The organism is Streptomyces sp. NPDC087844, from assembly GCF_044742785.1.
Classification (GTDB): Bacteria; Actinomycetota; Actinomycetes; order Streptomycetales; family Streptomycetaceae; genus Streptomyces.
On record NZ_JBIUVD010000014.1, the window covers coordinates 201,742 to 219,666 of the forward strand.

Annotated in this window: 20 protein-coding genes; 16 read left to right on the forward strand and 4 right to left on the reverse strand. The window is 70.6% G+C overall.

Annotated features, from left to right (window positions below; all coding sequences use genetic code 11):
* The first annotated feature begins 55 nt into the window (after positions 1-55).
* The 4 genes from ACIOKD_RS26140 (at position 56) to ACIOKD_RS26155 (ending at position 3,637) form a co-directional block, all read left to right on the forward strand.
* The gene (locus tag ACIOKD_RS26140; protein WP_402088585.1) at positions 56-595 is read left to right on the forward strand and encodes a hypothetical protein; all 540 of its coding nucleotides are present in this window, start codon (positions 56-58) and stop codon (positions 593-595) included.
* A gap of 623 nt (positions 596-1,218) precedes the next feature.
* The gene (locus ACIOKD_RS26145) at positions 1,219-1,761 is read left to right on the forward strand and encodes a hypothetical protein (protein ID WP_402088590.1); all 543 of its coding nucleotides are present in this window, start codon (positions 1,219-1,221) and stop codon (positions 1,759-1,761) included.
* A 2-nt stretch (positions 1,762-1,763) separates the two neighbouring features.
* Entirely contained in the window at positions 1,764-2,975 is a 1,212-nt protein-coding gene (locus tag ACIOKD_RS26150) for a sensor histidine kinase (RefSeq protein WP_402088593.1), read from the forward strand.
* The gene (locus ACIOKD_RS26155; RefSeq protein ID WP_402088596.1) at positions 2,972-3,637 is read left to right on the forward strand and encodes a response regulator; all 666 of its coding nucleotides are present in this window, start codon (positions 2,972-2,974) and stop codon (positions 3,635-3,637) included. The genes ACIOKD_RS26150 and ACIOKD_RS26155 overlap by 4 nt, the downstream gene beginning before the upstream one ends.
* Positions 3,638-3,884: 247 nt before the next feature.
* Here ACIOKD_RS26155 and ACIOKD_RS26160 read toward each other — a convergent pair whose 3' ends face one another.
* Positions 3,885-4,280 carry an STAS domain-containing protein gene (locus tag ACIOKD_RS26160; RefSeq protein ID WP_402088599.1) on the reverse strand — a complete coding sequence of 132 codons (396 nt, stop codon included), beginning with the start codon at positions 4,278-4,280 and terminating at the stop codon, positions 3,885-3,887.
* Between the two features lie 495 nt (positions 4,281-4,775).
* Here ACIOKD_RS26160 and ACIOKD_RS26165 point away from each other — a divergent pair, with 495 nt between their 5' ends.
* From ACIOKD_RS26165 to ACIOKD_RS26185, 5 genes are all read left to right on the forward strand, one after another.
* Positions 4,776-5,312, forward strand: coding sequence for a sigma factor-like helix-turn-helix DNA-binding protein (locus ACIOKD_RS26165; RefSeq protein WP_402088602.1), 537 nt, complete (start codon positions 4,776-4,778; stop codon positions 5,310-5,312).
* Between the two features lie 67 nt (positions 5,313-5,379).
* On the forward strand, positions 5,380-6,039 hold the full coding sequence (locus tag ACIOKD_RS26170; RefSeq protein ID WP_402088606.1) for a DUF1707 domain-containing protein: 660 nt from the start codon (positions 5,380-5,382) through the stop codon (positions 6,037-6,039).
* 181 nt (positions 6,040-6,220) lie between these two features.
* Positions 6,221-6,433 (forward strand): hypothetical protein, encoded by a 213-nt coding sequence (locus ACIOKD_RS26175; protein ID WP_402088609.1) that lies wholly within the window; start codon positions 6,221-6,223, stop codon positions 6,431-6,433.
* Entirely contained in the window at positions 6,403-6,639 is a 237-nt protein-coding gene (locus tag ACIOKD_RS26180) for a hypothetical protein (RefSeq protein ID WP_402088612.1), read from the forward strand. The genes ACIOKD_RS26175 and ACIOKD_RS26180 overlap by 31 nt, the downstream gene beginning before the upstream one ends.
* 343 nt (positions 6,640-6,982) lie before the next feature.
* On the forward strand, positions 6,983-7,186 hold the full coding sequence (locus tag ACIOKD_RS26185; RefSeq protein WP_107014587.1) for a cold-shock protein: 204 nt from the start codon (positions 6,983-6,985) through the stop codon (positions 7,184-7,186).
* Between the two features lie 147 nt (positions 7,187-7,333).
* On the opposite strand, the gene ACIOKD_RS26190 is transcribed toward ACIOKD_RS26185, so the two are convergent.
* Entirely contained in the window at positions 7,334-9,424 is a 2,091-nt protein-coding gene (locus tag ACIOKD_RS26190; protein ID WP_402088616.1) for an NAD-binding lipoprotein, read from the reverse strand.
* A 292-nt stretch (positions 9,425-9,716) separates the two neighbouring features.
* Positions 9,717-10,046, reverse strand: a complete 330-nt coding sequence (locus ACIOKD_RS26195; RefSeq protein WP_398292268.1) for an antibiotic biosynthesis monooxygenase family protein — start codon at positions 10,044-10,046, stop codon at positions 9,717-9,719.
* Positions 10,047-10,151: 105 nt separating this feature from the next.
* Here ACIOKD_RS26195 and ACIOKD_RS26200 point away from each other — a divergent pair, with 105 nt between their 5' ends.
* From ACIOKD_RS26200 to ACIOKD_RS26220, 5 genes are all read left to right on the forward strand, one after another.
* On the forward strand, positions 10,152-10,487 hold the full coding sequence (locus ACIOKD_RS26200) for a hypothetical protein (RefSeq protein ID WP_402088621.1): 336 nt from the start codon (positions 10,152-10,154) through the stop codon (positions 10,485-10,487).
* 146 nt (positions 10,488-10,633) lie between these two features.
* On the forward strand, positions 10,634-12,082 hold the full coding sequence (locus ACIOKD_RS26205; RefSeq protein ID WP_402088624.1) for a WGR domain-containing protein: 1,449 nt from the start codon (positions 10,634-10,636) through the stop codon (positions 12,080-12,082).
* A 295-nt stretch (positions 12,083-12,377) separates the two neighbouring features.
* Positions 12,378-12,989, forward strand: coding sequence for an HAD family hydrolase (locus ACIOKD_RS26210; protein ID WP_402088629.1), 612 nt, complete (start codon positions 12,378-12,380; stop codon positions 12,987-12,989).
* Between the two features lie 213 nt (positions 12,990-13,202).
* On the forward strand, positions 13,203-13,766 hold the full coding sequence (locus ACIOKD_RS26215; RefSeq protein ID WP_402088632.1) for a dihydrofolate reductase family protein: 564 nt from the start codon (positions 13,203-13,205) through the stop codon (positions 13,764-13,766).
* A gap of 200 nt (positions 13,767-13,966) precedes the next feature.
* Positions 13,967-14,389: a hypothetical protein gene (locus ACIOKD_RS26220; protein WP_402088636.1), complete on the forward strand. Its 423-nt coding sequence runs from the start codon at positions 13,967-13,969 to the stop codon at positions 14,387-14,389.
* Between the two features lie 377 nt (positions 14,390-14,766).
* On the opposite strand, the gene ACIOKD_RS26225 is transcribed toward ACIOKD_RS26220, so the two are convergent.
* Positions 14,767-15,264: a peptidylprolyl isomerase gene (locus ACIOKD_RS26225; protein WP_402088639.1), complete on the reverse strand. Its 498-nt coding sequence runs from the start codon at positions 15,262-15,264 to the stop codon at positions 14,767-14,769.
* Positions 15,265-15,672: 408 nt separating this feature from the next.
* On the opposite strand from ACIOKD_RS26225, the gene ACIOKD_RS26230 reads away from it, so the two are divergent.
* A complete protein-coding gene (locus tag ACIOKD_RS26230; RefSeq protein ID WP_402088643.1) occupies positions 15,673-16,740 on the forward strand; it encodes a hypothetical protein in 1,068 nt (355 codons plus the stop codon).
* A gap of 32 nt (positions 16,741-16,772) precedes the next feature.
* A complete protein-coding gene (locus ACIOKD_RS26235; protein ID WP_402088646.1) occupies positions 16,773-17,882 on the forward strand; it encodes a hypothetical protein in 1,110 nt (369 codons plus the stop codon).
* Positions 17,883-17,925 lie beyond the last annotated feature (43 nt).

Genomic DNA, 17,925 nt, shown 5'->3' on the forward strand with positions numbered 1-17,925 from the left:
CCCCTTAGGTTTCCCCGGTGCTCGCCTTATCCATGGCCGGGGCATAGTCGTACGCATGCCATCCCGCACTCTCCTCGCCCTGGCCGGCTGGACGGCCGCCGCCGTCGCCGCCACGCTCACCGGCCTGGCCGCCGTCGAGATCATCGGGGACGGGATCACCGGCTCCTCCGACGGCGAGACGCTCAGCTCGCAGCAGGTCGAGCGGCAGCTCGACGCGGTGACGGCCGCATCGTCGTCCGGCCCTGGCGGGGGACCGGGCGCCGCGACACCGAGCGCGACTTCTGACACCGGGGCACCCCCGTCCCCGTCCCCGTCTCCGTCCCCGCCCACTTCCACGACCGCACCCGCCGGTCCCGCCACCGAGGTGAGGAAGACGTTCTCCGCTCCGGGCGGCACGGCCATCGCCACCTGCGAGGGAACGACCGTACGGCTGTTGTCGTGGGCTCCTGCCCAGGGGTACGGAGTGAAGAGCGCCGACCCGGGCCCCGACGACGAACACGCCGAGGTGAAGTTCGAGGGTGCCGCAGGCAAGGTCGAACTCCGCGTGCGCTGCACGGACGGCCGCCCCACCGGATCGTGGAAGCAGGACGACTGACGCGGTTCGGCGCTCCGGGGCGGCGGCGCCGACGGACACGCGGTCACTGTTTGTCGCGGGTGCCTCTTGAGACGAGACGGTGGAGTCGGCCGCGGTGACGCAGCGCGATGCAGCCGACAGCGAGTGCCGCCGCCAGTGGTGTGGCTCGCGCCGATGCCGATGTCCCAGCCGGAAGGATGCGACGCGGAGCTGCCACCGACGCCGGCACGTGCGCCGAGTGTGGGCGGCGCGGGGGAGGGCAGCGCGGGGGAGGGGGCACTTGAGGCGGTGCCGAGGGCGGCGGTACGGCGGGGCAGGACTTCGCAAGCGATGCCGTCGTCCTGGCCCTGGTCCTCATGCCAAGCCGCGCCACCCTCACATGCATAGCCGGTGTCATCGTGTCCGTCGCGCCACTCGCCGGAACCGCCCACGCCCAGGACCTCGACTGCCGCAACTTCACCCACCAGGAAGACGCGCAGGCCGTCTCGGCGGCGCGAGACGGTGGGCCGGACGGGTGGCCGGGACGCCGACTCGACAACCGTGCCGGACGGTCCGCGGGTGGAGGAGGAGCGTGCCCGAACTCCACCCGTACTTCCACCCGTGGGTCCAAGCCCGAAAGGCCGGGAAACGACAACCTTGAGGGCATGACCACCACCGACTGGATCACCGACATCGCCCTCGTACTCGTCGTCTTCCGGCAGCTGCGGGAAGGCCGTCTGGACCTCAGGTCCTATCTGATCCCGCTGGGGATCGTGGCCTTCGTGGCCTCCCACTACCTGCACACCGTCCCCTCCGCGGGCAACGACCTGCTGCTGATCGGAGCGCTGGCCGGCGCCGGCGCGGCGCTCGGCATCGCGGGTGGTGCCTACACCCGGATCCGCAGCGCCGACGGACACCTCCTCATCAAGGCGGGCGCCATATCGGCGGTCCTGTGGGTGCTCGGCATGGGTGCGCGCATGGGATTCCAGGTGTGGGTCGACCACGGCGGCGCCGACGACGTGAGCCGGTTCAGCGCCACCCACGACATCACCACCAGCCAGGCCTGGGTCGCCGCGTTCGTGCTGATGGCGCTCACCGAAGTGGTCACCCGCCTGGCGACCGTCTTTGTCAGGAGCCGCCTGGCGACGCGCGAGCCACAGCTCCCGGTGGGCACGCGCCCCGCCGCAGCCCTCGACCACACTGTCTGACCATGGGCTATGGTCGCGGCGTGTCCGCATCCGTGCCTGCCCCGCACCCCGGGCCGGCCCCCGACCGTGAGCCCGGCCCTCGGGCCGTGCCCCGCCAGGACCCCCGTGTGCAGTGGGCCATCACCCTGGCGGTCGTCGTCGCCGCGCTCGTGACCGTCCGTCCGCTGGACATGAGTGGCCATGGTCTGGCGGTGGCCGCCCTGATCGTGGTCACCTCCGTGGCCCTGCTGGCGCGGCACCTTCCCGAGGCCAGGTTTCCGCCCCGCGTCGCGCTCGTCTGGCTGACCACGGGGGTCGTCGCGGACGCCGCCCTGATCGCCGTCAGCCGCACCGGCTCCAGCTACCTGTTCGCCTACTTCCTCGTCGGCCACATCGGCTACCGGCTTCCGCTCAAGCAGGCACTCTCGCTCGCGGTTCTGACCAGCCTGCTCTGCTGCGGTGTCCTGTACTTCCGCCTCGGCCCCGGCCACGAGGCGCTGCCCTGGGCCCTCGGCCTCACCATCGGCGCTCCGGTGGTGGTCGGGATTCTCAGCCGCAGCAGACAGCGCGCCATGGAGGCGATGCTCTCGTCCGCCGAGTCCGCCGAGCGGGCCGCCCGCGCCGAGGCCCGGACCGCCGTACTCACCGAACGCGGCCGCATAGCCCGGGACGTGCACGACGTACTGGCGCACTCATTGGCCGGGATCAACATGCAGTTGGAACTGGCGGACGCCCTGATCGACACCGGTGACCTGGAAAAGGTCCGTGAGGCGAACAACAAGGCACACAGCCTGGTGAAGGAGAGTCTGAAGCAGGCCCAGTGGACCGTACACGCGCTGCGCGAGGACTCTCTCCCGCTGCTCGACAGCCTGAGCGCGATGGCCGAGTCCTCCGGCCACCGTGATGCTCTCACCGTCACCGGAACCGTCCGCGAACTGCCGGCACAGGTCACCCAGAACCTCCTGCGCATCGCCCAGGAGGCGCTGACCAACGCCGCCCGGCACGCCCCGGGCGGCGACGCCGGGGTGGAGCTGACCTTCGACGCGGCATCCACGACGCTGAGAATCCGCAACGGGCCCGCGACCGGTGGGGTGACCGCGGGCGTCGGCAGCGGAATGGGGCTGATCGGGATGCGTGAGCGCGTCGCCCTGCTGGGTGGCACCATTACCGCGGGCCCGGTCACCGAGGGTTCGGACCAAGGCGGCTGGCAGGTGGAGGCAGTGATCCCGGGATGAGTGAACCGACCGACGACCCGCAGCGGCTGAGAGTGATCGTCGCCGACGATCAGGCCGCCGTCCGTGAGCCCCTCGCCGCGGTGCTCGGCATGTCCGAGGACATCGAGGTCGTCGCCGCAGCGGCGGACGGCACCGAAGTGCTCGCCGCCGTGGCCGCCGCATCGGTGGACGTCGTCCTGATGGACCTGCGCATGCCCGTGATGGACGGCATCGAGGCGACCCGCCGACTGAGCGCAGAGCATCCACAGGTCGCCGTGGTGGTGTTGACCACCTTCGCCGACGACGACTCGATCCTCGCCGCACTGGGCGCCGGTGCCCGTGGCTACTTGACGAAGAACGCGGGGCGTCAGGACATCCTCCGTGCGATCCGCGCCGCCGCCGCGGGACAGTCCGTACTCGACCGCGAGGTCCAGGACCGTCTCCTCGCCACCGCCCGCGCCCGTCCGCCGGCCGCGGACCAGGCACTGCCGCCGGACCTGACCCCACGCGAGCGCGAAGTGCTCACCTTCATCGGCCAGGGACTGCCCAACCGGGCCATCGCCGAGAAGCTCTTCATCAGCGAGGCCACGGTCAAGACCCACATCAACAACCTGTTCGCCAAGGCCGACATCCGAGACCGCGCCGACGCCGTCCGCCGAGCCATCGCGGCGGGCCTGGCCTGACCCTGAGGACCCCGCACACGACCATGTGTTGTGTCGTGAGGTCCCTTGCGGTCGGCGGTCGGCAGGACGAACTTGTAGGCATGGATCCCCCCGGGGCCTGCGGGACAGCGGCAGGACGACCGAGCCGTCACCGCAGGGGATGGGACGCAGGTCGACACGGGGGTTGCCCCCCGGTGGCTGGCATGTCACCGCGGCCGACATCTCGTCCGAGGCCCTCGCCCGCGCCGCCGTCCGCGTGGCGCCGCGTTCACCGGCCGGCCCGCCGATGGGCCCCGACGGCGGGTTCGTCGAGAGTGGCCGAGAGGGGAATGTGGTCCAGTGCGGTGAGCCGCAGCAGCTGCCGGATGCGCGGCTGGTCGCTGACCAGCTGAATACCGCCGTTGCGGGCGCGGGCACGATGGTGGGCGCGGCTCAGCATGTGCAGGCCGCTGGAGTCCATGAAGGACACCTGCCGCAGATCGACGATGACGTGCGGGACGGGCTGCCCGGTCGCGGTGTCGAGGTCGACGGTGATCTTGGCGACGGTGAAGACGTCGATCTCCCCGTGGAGTTCGACCACCGTGGCCCTGCCGAGCGGAAAGCAGCGGGCATGGGCGCCGGGCAGATCTGTACGGGGCAGAGGGCAGGAATCGTGCAGTGGCATGAGGGCCTCACCATGAGCGTCGTCCGGGCCCCCGTGCACTGCGGCACGGCAATGCGGAGGCCGCGCTGGTCTGTTGCTGCAGGCTCACGGGGTCCAGGTCGCCTCACTCGCACGGTAGGGCGCGGTCGGCACGCAGAAACGATATGCCTGTCCACCAGGTCGCCCGTTCGAATGAATAATGGCCAAATGGCTTGCGCTGAGTCTGTGAGTCTGTGATTCCCGATTCCCGATTCCCGATTCCCGATTCCCGATTTCCGCGGCGCGCGGCATTGCGGTGCCGTGTGCCCGTGTTCCTGCGCGCGTGTGCCCGAGTGTGCCTGTGTGTGCGTGCCCGCGTGCCGCGGCGCCGCTCACTCGCCCCGCGGATGCGGAGAAGAAACCTCGAACCGGGAGGCGTAGATCGTCAGGGGTCCGCGCGTCCTTGTGTGCGTCAGGGAAGGGGAGGGCCCATGGAGCCGCAGAATTACGAGAGATTTGGGACTACGTCGAGAGCCGGTGAGCACTCTGCTGCGCCTGGCGAACCTGCTCACCGGCGGCGACCGGCACGAGGCCGAGGACCTGGCGCGGATCGCCCTGATGAAGGCGCAGCCGCTGGCGGCACATCGAGGACCGGAGGGCTGCGTACGCAAGGTGATGTACCGGCAGCAGATCAGCCGGTGGCGTCTGCGCCGCCCGCATCGCGAGCCCACGTTCGCGGCGCCACCGGCTGATTTCGGCGTCGCCGACGGCACGCCCGCCGCCGACCTGCGGATCACCGTGGGGCAGGCGCTCGCCCGGCTGACCCCGCGGCAGCGCACGATGCTGGTGCTGCGCTACTTCGAGGACCTGTCCGAGACGGAGGTGGCGGCCGTTCGGCGAACTGGTCGCGGGACGCGGTTGTTGCCGCGACGGGGCCTCGGCATGATGGGTGGCGCACAACGTGAACCGGCGCTGACCACCACCCCTTCCGTGACGCTGACCACCACCCCTTCCGTGACGCTGACCACCACCCCTCCCGTGCGGGGCTCGGGCGGAATTCCTGTCGCGATATAGCGCTAGTCTTCTCCTCGCGCCGCTGACCGCGTCGCGCGGAGACGTTCGACCGGACCAGGACGGAAGCATGTCGGAAGAGATTTCGCCCACCGGGGAGCACTCCGGCTCCGGTTCGTCGCCCGAGCTGCGTGCCTCTCATGCGGACCGGGACCGGGTGGTGGACGTGCTGCGTATCGCGGCGGGAGACGGTCTGCTGACCGTGGACGAGTTGGACGAGCGCCTCGAAGTCGCCCTGTCCGCGCGGACCCTGGGCGAACTGGCCACGCTCACCGCCGACCTGCCGCCCACGGTGGCCACGGTCGGCGGGACCGGGGCGGAGGCCAAGGACATGGTGCGGATCGAACAGGTCTTCAGCGGCGCGGTCGAGCGCGTGGGGCACTGGGTGGTGCCGCGGCAGTTGGAACTCGCAGTCACCTATTGTGAGGTGACACTCGACTTCACCGAGGCAGTGATCACGTACGACACCTTGCGGATCGATGTGGCCATGATGGGAAAGACCCTGACACTGGTCACGAAGCCGGGCATCGTGGTCGACATGGATGGTCTGCAGCTGTTGCACAGCAAGGTCAAGTACCGTCAGGGCCCCGCGAATCCTGATACGCCGGTCATCCTGCGAGTGGAACTGGTCGGTCAGAAGGCCCACGGCCACGTGGTGGTGCGGCCCGCGCGCCGGACGTTCGGACAGTGGCTGCTGCGCAGGCCCGCGTTCCGTTCCAGAGGCGTGTGACTCAGGTCAGTTGATCCAGCAACCCGGCCACCGCCCGGTAGTGCGTGCACGGTTAATCGCCGAACGACCGCTGTACCCGGTCGCGCACCTCGCCGCTCTGCTCCTGACTCCGCTTCCACCTCCATGCCGATCGCCCGTTCAAGCGTGCTGTGGGCGCACGTGCGGGCGCTGGGGCGCTGGGGTGCCGGCATGGCGCGCGGCCGCCGACCTGCTCATCCTGTTCACCCTGACGTTGCCCTGGAAGGCCGTCATGACCAGCCTGACAGCGAAGTCCGTGGAGGGCGGGGGTGCCGCCGCCTGTCCCCTCATCTTCCTGCCTTTCATCAGCTCGGCGTTCGTGCTCACCGACACCATGTCGGCCCGGTGGAAGCCTTCGCCGACAACCAGCCGGTGATGTCCGTCGTCAACACCCTGCGTGACCTGTTCGCACATGAGCCGGTCAGCAGCGACATCCGGATCGCGCTCGTATCCTGTGTGGGCATTCTCATCGTCGTGTACGCCCTCGCCATGTCCGCCCTACCGCCGCAAGGTCGCCTGCAAACACCGGACTTGTACGTGTGCCAAACGGCGCCGCTTCGACCCTTAACCCTCGACCTGTAGGACCTGAGCGCGTGGACGCGGTCATGGCCGCGGCCGGGCGGTCGGGCGTACTGGGCGATCAGGGTCCAGAACCCCCGGCCCGCCTGTGAGGCAGACGCCGAGGCACGGCAGCCGCCTCGTTCCCGGACCTGCATGCGGCGGACGGTCCGCGACATGGTTCGGGATCATGTCCTGTTGCTCTCTGGTGGTAAGCAGTTTCGCGGTGTAGCGTCATCCTCAGATGTCGTGGTTCGCAGTACCTGCCCGCGCTCCGGTGCGGGCATCTTGCTGTGCAGTGCAGGACCAGGGCGATCACCTCCGGGCCCACGCGGTGTGGGTCCGATATCGACTGGAAGGCACCAGCATGGCCAAGGGAACTGTCAAGTGGTTCAACGCCGAGAAGGGCTTCGGCTTCATCGAGCAGGAGGGCGGCGGACCGGACGTCTTCGCCCACTACTCGAACATCAACGCCTCGGGTTTCCGTGAGCTCCAGGAGGGCCAGGTCGTGAACTTCGACGTCACGCAGGGCCAGAAGGGCCCGCAGGCGGAGAACATCACGCCCGCCTGATCTCGCGGTCGGACGGCTGCGGCCCCCGGAACACCTGTTCCGGGGGCCGCCGCCGTCTCCCGCCGGGCAACACCCCCGCGTACGCGGGCACTCGGGGTGTGCCGAACCGTGTACAGGGGTGCGGGCGTGCCGGGTGTGCCGGGTGTGTCACCCCGTTGTGCCGTTCTCTCGCCGCGTCCGGTCCTGCTCCGGGCGGTCGTGCGACGGCTGCCGACCGGGTGCTCCGCCGGACAGCGCGGTGTCGTCCACATGGTCGTGGCGCATGCCGGGTACCGCGGTGAGGGTGCCGTGCGGCCGGTCAGGCCCGGCGGAGTCGTTCGCCACGACCACCACCTCGTCCCGCGCGTCCCACACGCGCCGTTCGGTCTTGGCGGGACTGAGCCGCAGTTCATGACGGTGGCCGGTGCCTGCCTGAGGGTCGGTGCGGCGGTAGCCGACGGCACATTCGCCCCGGTCCCGGGCGGCCGCCACGACGGTCGCGAACGACGCCTCGCACCCGGGCGGTGCGTAGTGGTGGGCCGGGCGCAGATGAACCGACGCGCCGTGTGCCGCGAACAGTTCCCCGAACACGGCGGACAGGTGCGGGTTGTGGGCGATCTGGGCCATCAGCAGGCTGGTCAGTTCACCCCGGACGACGACATCCGATGCCGGGCCCAGCGGCGCGAGGGCTCGGTTGCGGTGGTCGCCGAGTTCCGCGACCACCGGCAGGATCCGGCCCGCCTGAAGTTCCAGCTCCCGCAGCATCAGCAGGGTGACCAGGACCCTGTCGTCGGGATGCCCCGGCCCGTCCACGGCGTCCGCCCCGAGCAGGATCACCGTGTCGTATCCGAAGAGATCCAGGTCCTTGAGGCCTTCCGGGTGCAGCAGCTCACCGCTTCGGCAGGAGACGGCCAGCCGTGCCGTGGCCTGCGTGGCCTGCGTGGCCTGCGGGGAACAGGCCTGGTCGAGGACGGGAACAGCCTGCGCCTCATCGACGACGACATCGAGCACCGACCCGGGTGCGACGCTGTCGCGCAGTGCCTCCACCAGCAGGGGTGCGCGGTGGTTCCAACCGAGCAGCAGCACCCGCACCGGTCCGAAGCGCTCGGACTGCGGCGCCGCGAACGCCGTCCGGCCGACGTACTCACGGCAGTCGACCGGCGCCTCCGGCATGCCGTCGTGCGCGATCACGATGAGCCGGTCTCCCGGGCCGACGACGGTGTCCGGAGCGGGGCTGAGCCGCGGTCGGCCGTCCGGACTCAACAGTCCCACCACGCTGGACCGTTCGAAGCACAGCAGCAGATCCCCGAAGCGGGAGCCCTCCGGCCCCTGCCGGACGGCTGGGGGCACGTCCACGAGATGGAATTCCGCGCCGGAGAAATCGAGGAGGTCACGCAGCACCTCGCCCACCCCGGAGCGCCGCGCCGACTGCACCAGCAGTTTCGCCGCCGTCGCGTCCGTCTCCACGATCGTGCCGCGTTCGCCTGCGGCGAGCCGGGCTGCGGGCAGCTGACGGCGGTCGCGCACGGCCGCCACGACGGGCGGACCGGCCTCGTCACCGAGGACCGCTCGCAGGGCCAGCAGAACGCGTACGACCTCGCTGTCCGCGTCCGGAGTCTCCGAGGGGAGAACCAGTACGGAACTGGCGGCCCGGGGAGTGACCAGGGCCAGGGTGTCGACCGTGGTCAGTGAGCCGCTCCGGCAGACCAGCCGGACCGCGGAGCCGCGCCCCAGTGAGGCGGTGAGCGCCTCCTCCATCTCGGCGACGTCCCGGTCGGCCAGAACGGCGATCACACACCGGGCGCCGGCCCGGGCCGCGACCAGTTCACCCACCACCGTGAACACCTGGTCCGACCAGCCCAGGACAACCGCGTGCTCCTGCTCAAGCACCATCGAGCGGCCCCGCCGCAACTCGGTCAGCCGCTCACCCAGTCCGGTGGTGATCACCCCCACCAGAGTCGACACACACAGCAGCGCGACGATCCCCAGCAGCACCGACAGCGCCATCCGCATCGGCGCACCGGTCGGCGCGCCGAGCCGCAGCGTCTCCGCGCTGGTCCGCCACACCGCCGACAGCCGGCCCGACAGCGAGCGCGGCGAGCCGGGGTCCGTCCACACCACCAGCGCACTGACGGGCACCACCACCGCCAGACAGGACAACACCAGCCAGCTCACCAGCATCCCCGTGCTGCGGGCCAGCGTCGTGTCGAACCGGTAACGTGCCCGGTCCCGTAAAGAGGTCGGCCGTTGCCGCTCCACTGCGCACCCCTGCTTCCCCCGCCCGCCAGGGACGGCGCCGCCGACACACACCAGGGGCACCACCGTCCGCACGCGTAACGGCAGTGCCCTGGTCTGCAAGAGTGCTGGTCCGACGGCGAAGACGTGCCGGGACACGGTGACGTTCATCCTTTCGGGACACGTCGTGTTCGCGCGGCGGCTGTCAGCGGTCGACGGCAGCTGCCCACGGACGCCAATGGCCCAATGGCCCAATGGCCCAACGGTGCCAATGACCTGATGGCCTTGATGACCCAATGGCAGGCGGGGCGCGGAACTACGCGCTGGGCGGTGCGGTCTGCTGCACCACCTCGAAGGACCACAGCGTGGAACCGCTCGCCGCCGGCTTGGGACGCTCGCCGCCCTCCGCACCGCCGCCCTGGTGGGCCGCCTTCATGCTCCCCTCCATCCACGCGGTGAAGGATTCCTCGTCACGCCACCGCGTGTAGACGAGGTAGCTGTCGGTGCCCTCGATCGGGCGGAGAAGTTCGAACCACTCGAAGCCGTCGGAGTTCTCGACGGTGCCCGCGCGGGACGCGAACCGCTTCTCCAGAAGTTCCCGCTGCTCGGCAGGGACGGTCAGGACGTTGATCTTGACTACGCTCATGGGCCCATCCTGCCGTGACTCCGCCCGGCGTGGGACGACGGGGTGCGGGTGGCGGCCGATGGCCTCGCCGCGCCGTCTGACCGGCGTACGGACAGGATGGCGCTCGTGAACGCGCACGACGAACCGCAGAAGACCCCCGACGGACACCACGTCGTCATCAAGGGGCGAAAATGGCGGGCCACGGACCCCTCCCTGCCCGAGGACATCGCGGCCCGTCTGCGACGCCATCTCATGGCGGCCCGCCGTGCGGTGCGTGCGGCGACCACCGCCGACGACGCGTCGGCCGAGCGGCTGGCGCGGGCACGCGTGCAGCACGCGAAGGTCGCGTTGGGGGAACGGGGCACACCCTGGTGGGAACAGTCCCCGGACCAGAGACGCCGACGGTGGGAGGACCACCTCGCGCGGCTCGACGCGGACGCGCCGGACCAGAAGGACGGCTGACTCCCGACCCTCCTCCCGAGGACGGGCGTGCCTGTGCCCCGGCGGACGTACCGGCCTGATCGGCCGAGTGTCAGTGCCTGCCTCTACGGTGTGAGCAGTGGGACCCGCCGGAGAGACCGCGGGGCCTGTTCTGGGAGGGGTCTGTCATGTCCAGTGGGTCCGCGTCGACGACGTATCTGGAGCTGTCGCAGGAGGACGGTGCTGCGCACAAGTTCTACGAAGTGGCCGTGAACGGGTTGGTGGTGACGGTGCGGTACGGACGGATCGGTGCTGCCGGACAGACACAGACGACGACGTTCCCCACGGCGGACAAGGCTCGCGCCGCCGCGGCGAAGAAGGTGGGGGAGAAGGTCCGCAAGGGATACGCCCCGGCGATCGCCGGACAGCGTGCGCCCCGTGCGGTGACCCGGCGTCAGGTGGCCTCGGCTCCCTCCACCGCGCGGGCCGTGGCCCCGGTGCTGTGGCGTTTTCGTACCGGGTCGTCGGCGTTCGGCATCCACGTCGACGACGACCGTTGCTGGGTCGGCAATCAGGCGGGTGATGTCTTCACCCTGGGCCACGACGGTGCTGTCCTGGCCCGTTTCAGCCTGCCGGACGGTGTGAAGTGTCTGGTCGCCGACGATTTCTGGATATACGCGGGCTGCGATGACGGTCGCGTCTACGACCTGTCCTCCAAGCTGCCGTTCGCGGCGTACGACGTGGCGGCGGACGTCGACATCTTCTGGCTGGACATTCACGAGGGCGTCCTGAACGTGTCGGACCGTGAGGGCCGGCTGACCGTCATCGACCACGAGGACGAGCACCAGTGGTCACGCCGCAGTCCCGGCGAGCACGGCTGGATGGTCCGCGCCGACGACCGTGCCGTCTACCACGGCCACCAGCGCGGGGTGAGCGCCTACGCGCCGGACGGCAGCGGCGAGTTGTGGCACACGCCGACCCGCGGCGGGGTCCTGTTCGGCTGGCAGGAGCAGGACGCCGTGTTCGCGGGAACCGCGCACCGAGTGGTCCAGCGGCTGTCGAAGGCGACCGGCACGGTCGAGGCCACCTATGCCTGCGACAGCGCGGTCTACTCATGTGCCACCTCGCCCGGCGGCCGGTTCGTCTTCGCCGGGGACGCGTCCTCGTCGGTGTACTGCTTCGACCGGGACGGCACGCGTCTGTGGAAGCTGGGCACCGGCGGCGGCTCGGCGCTGTCGATGCAGTACCGCGACGAGCGGCTGTACCTGGTGACCACGGACGGCTCGCTGGTGTGCGTGGACGCGAGCGAGGCGGCCATCGCGGCGGCCCAGCAGGGTACGGTGCCGGTCGCCCGGGACGTCAAGCTCGCCGAGGCGCTGCCGACCTACGCACCGGCCACAGCCGCGGCCTCGCTGGCGAGTGTCTCCCGGGCTCCCGCCGGAGCGATCGTCGTCGAGTGCGTCCAGACGACCGGCCGCATGCGCGTCCACGTGGTGTCGGAGGGCTACGACCACTCCTGGAACGTCCAGTTCCCGCGCACGATACGAGAGCCCGGAGCCCGCTACGTCGTGGATGCCCTGCACCCGGCGGCGGGCGGCTTCTACCGGGTCCGAGGTGACATCCGCCGTCTGCTGTGACCGCCGGCCCCGCCCCGCCCCGCCCCGCCCCCCGACATGCCACCTACAGCCCTGGCTCTCCGGACCTGAGGCCTGCGACCTGAACTCTCAACCCTCAACCCTCAGGCCGTAGGCCGCGGGCCGCGGGGCACATCAGGGGCGGACGGGGCCCACGGGCCGAAACCGATGCCGGACCTGACTCACGGTCTTGACCTTTCCCGAAGGTGAAGGCCGACAGTGTGCAGGGCAACCAGGCCGACGATCTCCGTGCCCTTGGCACGGCCGGAGGCTGGACGATGGACGAGGGGGACCTTGTATGGAGACGCGCTGCGTCATTCTCGACATCGGTGGGGTCTTGGAGATCACCCCGCCGACAGGGTGGCTGCACCGGTGGGACGAGCGGCTCGGACTGCCCCCGGGGAGCGTGGACCAGCGGCTGGACGATGTCTGGCAGGCGGGGGCCATCGGGGCGATCACCGAGACGGAGGTGCGGACGCAGGCCGGCGTCCGCCTCGGCCTCGACACCCCTCGGATCGAGTCGTTCATGTCCGACCTCTGGGAGGAGTACCTGGGGACCCCGAACGTAGAGCTGATCGAGTACGTCCGAGGGCTGCGGTCCCGCTGTCGGCTGGGCATCCTCAGCAACAGCTTTGTGGGCGCCCGGGAGCTGGAGACGGCGAGGTACGGGTTCGACGAGCTGGTGGAGCAGATCTTCTACTCCCACGAGATCGGTGTCCGCAAGCCCGACCCGCGGGCTTTCGACATGACGTGTGCGCGTCTGGAAGTACGCCCGGCGGACTGCCTCTTCATCGATGACTACGACGTCAACATCGAGGCGGCCCGAGCGGCAGGACTGCGGGCTCACCTCTTCGAGGACAACGAGCAGACCATCGCCCGGATCGCGGCGCACCTGGGCACCGAGACGTGACGTCGGGGCGCGGTGCAGGGCACCAGTACGGCCCGAGTACCGCCCGAGTACGGCCCGCGCAAAGAATGTGCGTGGCGATGTCGATCCGCGCAGGCTCTGTTCGACGCAGGGGTAGGAGACCGACATCAACGAGAGGTGAAAGCCGTGTCCAAGGTACGCGTGCACAATGTGACGATTTCCCTCGACGGCTTTGCGGCCGGTGCGAACTAGCGTATGGACGCCCCGTTCGGCGACGGCGTCGGCGACGGACTGCACAGCTGGTTCGTCTCCGCGGCGGAGGACTCCGCCGCGGGGAAGACCGGAATCGACGCCGACTACCTCGCCCGCGGCGAGCAGAACATCGGCGCCACGATCATGGGGCGGAACATGTTCGGGCCCCAGCGCGGGCCGTGGGAGGACGAGTCCTGGACGGGCTGGTGGGGTGACAACCCGCCCTACCATCACGACGTTTTCGTGCACACCCACCATCTGCGCCCGGCGCTGGAGATGGCCGGCGGGACGACCTTCCACTTCACGGACGAACCGCTGGAGACGGTGCTCCAGCGCGCCTTCGACGCCGCGGGCGGCAAGGACGTCCGGATCGGCGGCGGTGCGGCGGTCATCCAGCAGTACCTGCGCGCCCAGCTGATCGACGAGCTCCACCTGGTTATCGCGCCGATGCTCATCGGGCGCGGGGAACGGCTGCTCGACAATCTGGGCGACGGGATCGACGGCTACCGGGTGTCCGAACTGGTCGCCTCGCCGGCTGTCACACACGCGGTGCTGGTCCGCCGCTGACGCGCGAGAGTTGCAGGGTCGCGTTGCACACCGGAGACTCCGGGACGGTGGAGGACCCGCAGCCGCCGGTGCAGCCCTGCCAGGAGGTGCACTTCGAGGGGGCCGCGCCGATGCCCTGACGTGCGTGGGCCGATACGGCGCTCGCGACGGTCGAGGCTCCGGGGAGCGAACGGAACAGGCGACGCCGGCGTCTTAGGTAGGTGAAACCATCGCGCCAAGTCGCCATCCTGCTCCTGGGCGCCGGGCTGTCGCTCTCCGGCTGCTCGGCCTCGGACGACCCTCCGCGTGAGGAGGGGTACTCCGGCCCCACCTTGCCCGCCCGCACCGCCGAGAGGGGCACGTGGCAGAAAGGGCCGGCGGAGCCCGAGCAGCACAAGCCGTACCCGTACGACCTCTATACGCACTGCGGGATCAAGGGGCTGCGTTTCGGCGGCCGTTATTGGGTTCTTGACTCCGTGTTGCCCGGCGCCGAGCAGGTCAAGGGGGAGCCGCCCTCGCATGACAGCCAGATACTGCCCGGGTACGTGACTCTGATCGGCCCGGACACGGCCGACTTCGACGCCGCCGGGATGCCCACCATGCAATTCGTACCGTCCGGGAAGGAACCGCCGGGTTGCGCCTAAGGGCTGTCCCGTAATCCCCGGCGGGCGCACGACGACAGCTACGGCACCTCGCCGCGTTGTCGGATCGCCCGAATACGCCCAGTATGAGGACGGCCCTCCGCCTTGCGATGCACCGCATCTGACGCCGCGCGCTGATCCACCGGGGATTACGGGACAGCCCTCAGGGAGCCGTCGTCCGGAGGGCTACGGGCGTGTTACCGGCCTGGGTATCAGGTGCGCACCGCGATCGACGCGCGTCTCGCCGTCGCTACCGGGGCTCGGGAGCGAGCCCCGGGGGCGGGGTGTGCTGGGCCCCGCAGGCCCCGGGTCGAGCGGGCGAGTGCGCGACCCGGACAGCCTGCGTCGAGCCGGCGGCCCCGCCGCCCGGGGCGCGGACGCTACTTCTCCACGATGCCCGAGGAAGCGATCGCGATCTTCGCGCGGGTGGAACCGGAACCCGAGCCCAGGGACTCGATCTTCCGTACCAGGTCCTGGCCCTCGACCACTTCACCGAAGACCACGTGCTTGCCGTCCAGCCACGAGGTGACCACCGTGGTGATGAAGAACTGCGAGCCGTTGCTGTTCGGGCCGGAGTTCGCCATGGACAGCAGGAACGGCTTGTCGTGCTTGAGCTTGAAGTTCTCGTCGTCGAACTTGGCGCCGTAGATGCTCTTGCCGCCGGTGCCGTCGCCGCGGGTGAAGTCGCCACCCTGAAGCATGAAGTCCGGGATGACACGGTGGAAGCCCGAGCCCTCGTATCCGTAGCCGTGCTGGCCGGTGGCCAGCTCACGGAAGTTCTGCGCCGTCCTGGGGACGACGTCGTCGTACAGGTCGAAGACGATGCGGCCGGCGGCGTCGCCGTCAATGGTGATGTCGAAGAAGACGTTGGTAGACATAGGGGGATCCTTTCACGTCGCCGCGCACTGCCCGGGAGCCGCCCTGGCTCGTCGCCCGAGAAGACCAGTTTCCGGCGTTTCCCCACCGCGGCGATCCCGGATCGGGGAAGCGGTTCGCTCACCGATGGCCCGGGCGACGTCCTGCGGATGTGTCAGCCGGGGACGGTGACCGGCACGCCCGGGAGCCGGGCGGTGACCAGCGGGGGCCGTCCACCGCGCGGTGCGGGCCGCGGCACCTGCAGTGGGCGGTCGCGGCTCTGACGGTGGCCGCGGCGCCGATGGAGCGGCCCACCAGATGCCCGTCCGCGATCGGTGGGATCGGCCGGTTGCCGCCTGTTCACCGGTGCGGGAACGCCCCTAGGCTGTCGGATCTTCACGTTCCGGGGCACTTGCGACTCTGGAGGGCTCGTGAACAGTCTTCGTGCGGCCGTTGTCTGCCTCGTGCTCGCGTGTGCCACGTTGACGTCGCCGACGGTGGCGGGGGCGGTGACGCCGAGTTGGTCGGTGCTGCCGGTACCGGCGGCGGCCCCGCCGGTCACCGTGACCGATCTCGCCGCCCGAGGGCCGGGCGAGGCGTGGGCGACCGGGTACGAGCAGGCAGCCGATGGACTGCGGCCGATGCTGTACCGGTGGGACGGCACGGCGTGGAGCCGGGACACGACCTTCCCCGGCGCCGGTGAGCCGGGCTCGCTGGGCAAGGTGCAGTTCGTCGGCGGGGAAGTGTGGATCTTCCACAACCGCGAGGGGACGGGGGAGATCCTGCGCCGGTCGGCGGGAGCGTGGAGTGCCGTCCCGCTGCCGCAGACCCTGTGGACCTACCAGGACTTCGCCGCGGTACCGGGCGCCGCGTGGGTGGTCGGTGAGGACGACACCGGGCTGAAGGTGCTGCACCACGACGGTTCGGGCTGGACCGCACAGGCCGTCCCTGACGGTGTGCTGTACCTGATGGGGATCACCGCCCGTACCGCCGACGACGCCTGGGCCTGGGCGGACACGGACACCGGTGCCACCGTCCTGCGCCGGGACGGCACGGCCTGGCAGGACGCGAAGGTGCCGCTGCCGCCGGACAGCAACGTGCACACGATCCTGCTCGAACCGTCCGGCCGGGTCACGATCGGCGGCAGCCAGTACACCGACGGCGTGGCCCGCACCTACCTGATGACCCGGGACGGCGACGGGAACGCCTGGCGCACCACCTACCCACCGCTGGGCGACACCTACACCGAGGCCATGGTGCGCGGTCCGGACGGCGCGCTGTGGCTGCCGGTGCGCAGCGACCGCGCGTTCCAGTCGAAGTACGCACGGGTGGACGGCCGCCGCACCGCCTTCTCCTACGGGCCGGAGCGTACGAACGCGATCGACGTCGGACCGCGTGCACTGGCCAGGACCGGATCCTCACTGCTGGCCTTCGGGACCGTCGAGATCTACGGCTCGAAACCGAACCTGATGAGCGAGCGGCTGGGAGGCCGACCATGACCCGCGGACTTCCCGTGACCTGCGGACGTCCCATGGCACACAGACTTCTCGTCGCGGCCCTCGCCGTCGCCATGACCATCGTGGCCGGCATGGCGTCGGCCGCGGCGGAGACACGGTCCTGGCAACGTGTTCCGGTCCCGGCGCAGGTTCGCCCGCAGGCCGCTCTGAACGAGGCCGTGGCGTTCGGACCGGAGAGGGCGTGGGCCGTGGGCGCCGACGCCGTCGGCCGTGAGGCGCCGGGCTTCCCGCTGGTGCTGCGCTGGGACGGAACCGCCTGGCAGCGCCAGAACCTGCCCGGGATCCGCTGGCAGGGAGAGCTGCTGTCCGTCGCCGCGACCTCACCCACCGCGGTATGGGCGGTCGGCCGCGACTCGGCGGGCGGTGCCCATCTGCTCCGGTACGAGGGCAAGGCATGGAAGGAGAGCCCGTCGCCGAGCGGGGTCGTGCTGACCGAAGCCGTCGCCAGCGGCGGCGAGACCTGGCTGATCGGTTCGCGAGGCGGCGCGCAGGCACTGCTGCGCCGGGACGGGGGCGGCTGGCAGGACATGCCGGTGCCGCCCGGATCCGTGTACGGCCTGCACATCCTGGCGGCGGACGACGTCTGGGCCGCCGGCGCCACCGTCTCGGGCGCGGCCGTGTCGCACTGGGACGGGCAGGCGTGGCAGCAGACGGTCGTGGACGGCTTTCCCCGGTCGGCCGTGGGCAGTGTGCTCGCGGTCTCACCGACGGAGGTGTGGGCGGGTGGCACGGCCGGATTCGTCGGGGGTCCGCCGGGCCGGCCGATTCCGCCACTGCTCGTCCGGTTCGACGGACAGGCGTGGAACAAGGTGTCCGTACCCACCGACTTCGGCTCCATCGACTCACTGGCGCCCACCACGTCCGGCGCGCTGGGCTGGGTCTCGGTGGCCCGCTCGCAGAAGTGGGGCCCGGTGGGCAGCAGCCCGCCGCTCGTCCCCGGGCCGGACTTCCTCGCCTGGAACGGCCAGTCGTTCACCGAGCACAGCGAACCGGCGGTGGGCGGGGAGGGCGACTCCTGGGTGCTCCGGCTGGCCACCGTGCCGGGCACGGAGACGGTGTGGTCGGTCGGTCGCGCCGACGGGCCCGAGGGCACCTTCGCCCCGCGCATCCTGCGGTTCGACTGAGCGCGGAACACCATGCGCGGAACACCGGGCTCACGACCCGGGT

Excerpts from the sequence above, each read along its gene's own strand:
- ACIOKD_RS26140 (WP_402088585.1), top strand. The coding sequence starts at position 56 with ATGCCATCCCGCACTCTCCTCGCCCTGGCCGGCTGGACGGCCGCCGCC.
- ACIOKD_RS26145 (WP_402088590.1), top strand. The coding sequence starts at position 1,219 with ATGACCACCACCGACTGGATCACCGACATCGCCCTCGTACTCGTCGTC.
- ACIOKD_RS26150 (WP_402088593.1), top strand. The coding sequence starts at position 1,764 with ATGGGCTATGGTCGCGGCGTGTCCGCATCCGTGCCTGCCCCGCACCCC.
- ACIOKD_RS26155 (WP_402088596.1), top strand. The coding sequence starts at position 2,972 with ATGAGTGAACCGACCGACGACCCGCAGCGGCTGAGAGTGATCGTCGCC.
- ACIOKD_RS26160 (WP_402088599.1), bottom strand. The coding sequence starts at position 4,280 with ATGCCACTGCACGATTCCTGCCCTCTGCCCCGTACAGATCTGCCCGGC.
- ACIOKD_RS26170 (WP_402088606.1), top strand. The coding sequence starts at position 5,380 with ATGTCGGAAGAGATTTCGCCCACCGGGGAGCACTCCGGCTCCGGTTCG.
- ACIOKD_RS26185 (WP_107014587.1), top strand. The coding sequence starts at position 6,983 with ATGGCCAAGGGAACTGTCAAGTGGTTCAACGCCGAGAAGGGCTTCGGC.
- ACIOKD_RS26195 (WP_398292268.1), bottom strand. The coding sequence starts at position 10,046 with ATGAGCGTAGTCAAGATCAACGTCCTGACCGTCCCTGCCGAGCAGCGG.
- ACIOKD_RS26205 (WP_402088624.1), top strand. The coding sequence starts at position 10,634 with ATGTCCAGTGGGTCCGCGTCGACGACGTATCTGGAGCTGTCGCAGGAG.
- ACIOKD_RS26210 (WP_402088629.1), top strand. The coding sequence starts at position 12,378 with ATGGAGACGCGCTGCGTCATTCTCGACATCGGTGGGGTCTTGGAGATC.
- ACIOKD_RS26215 (WP_402088632.1), top strand. The coding sequence starts at position 13,203 with ATGGACGCCCCGTTCGGCGACGGCGTCGGCGACGGACTGCACAGCTGG.
- ACIOKD_RS26225 (WP_402088639.1), bottom strand. The coding sequence starts at position 15,264 with ATGTCTACCAACGTCTTCTTCGACATCACCATTGACGGCGACGCCGCC.
- ACIOKD_RS26235 (WP_402088646.1), top strand. The coding sequence starts at position 16,773 with ATGGCACACAGACTTCTCGTCGCGGCCCTCGCCGTCGCCATGACCATC.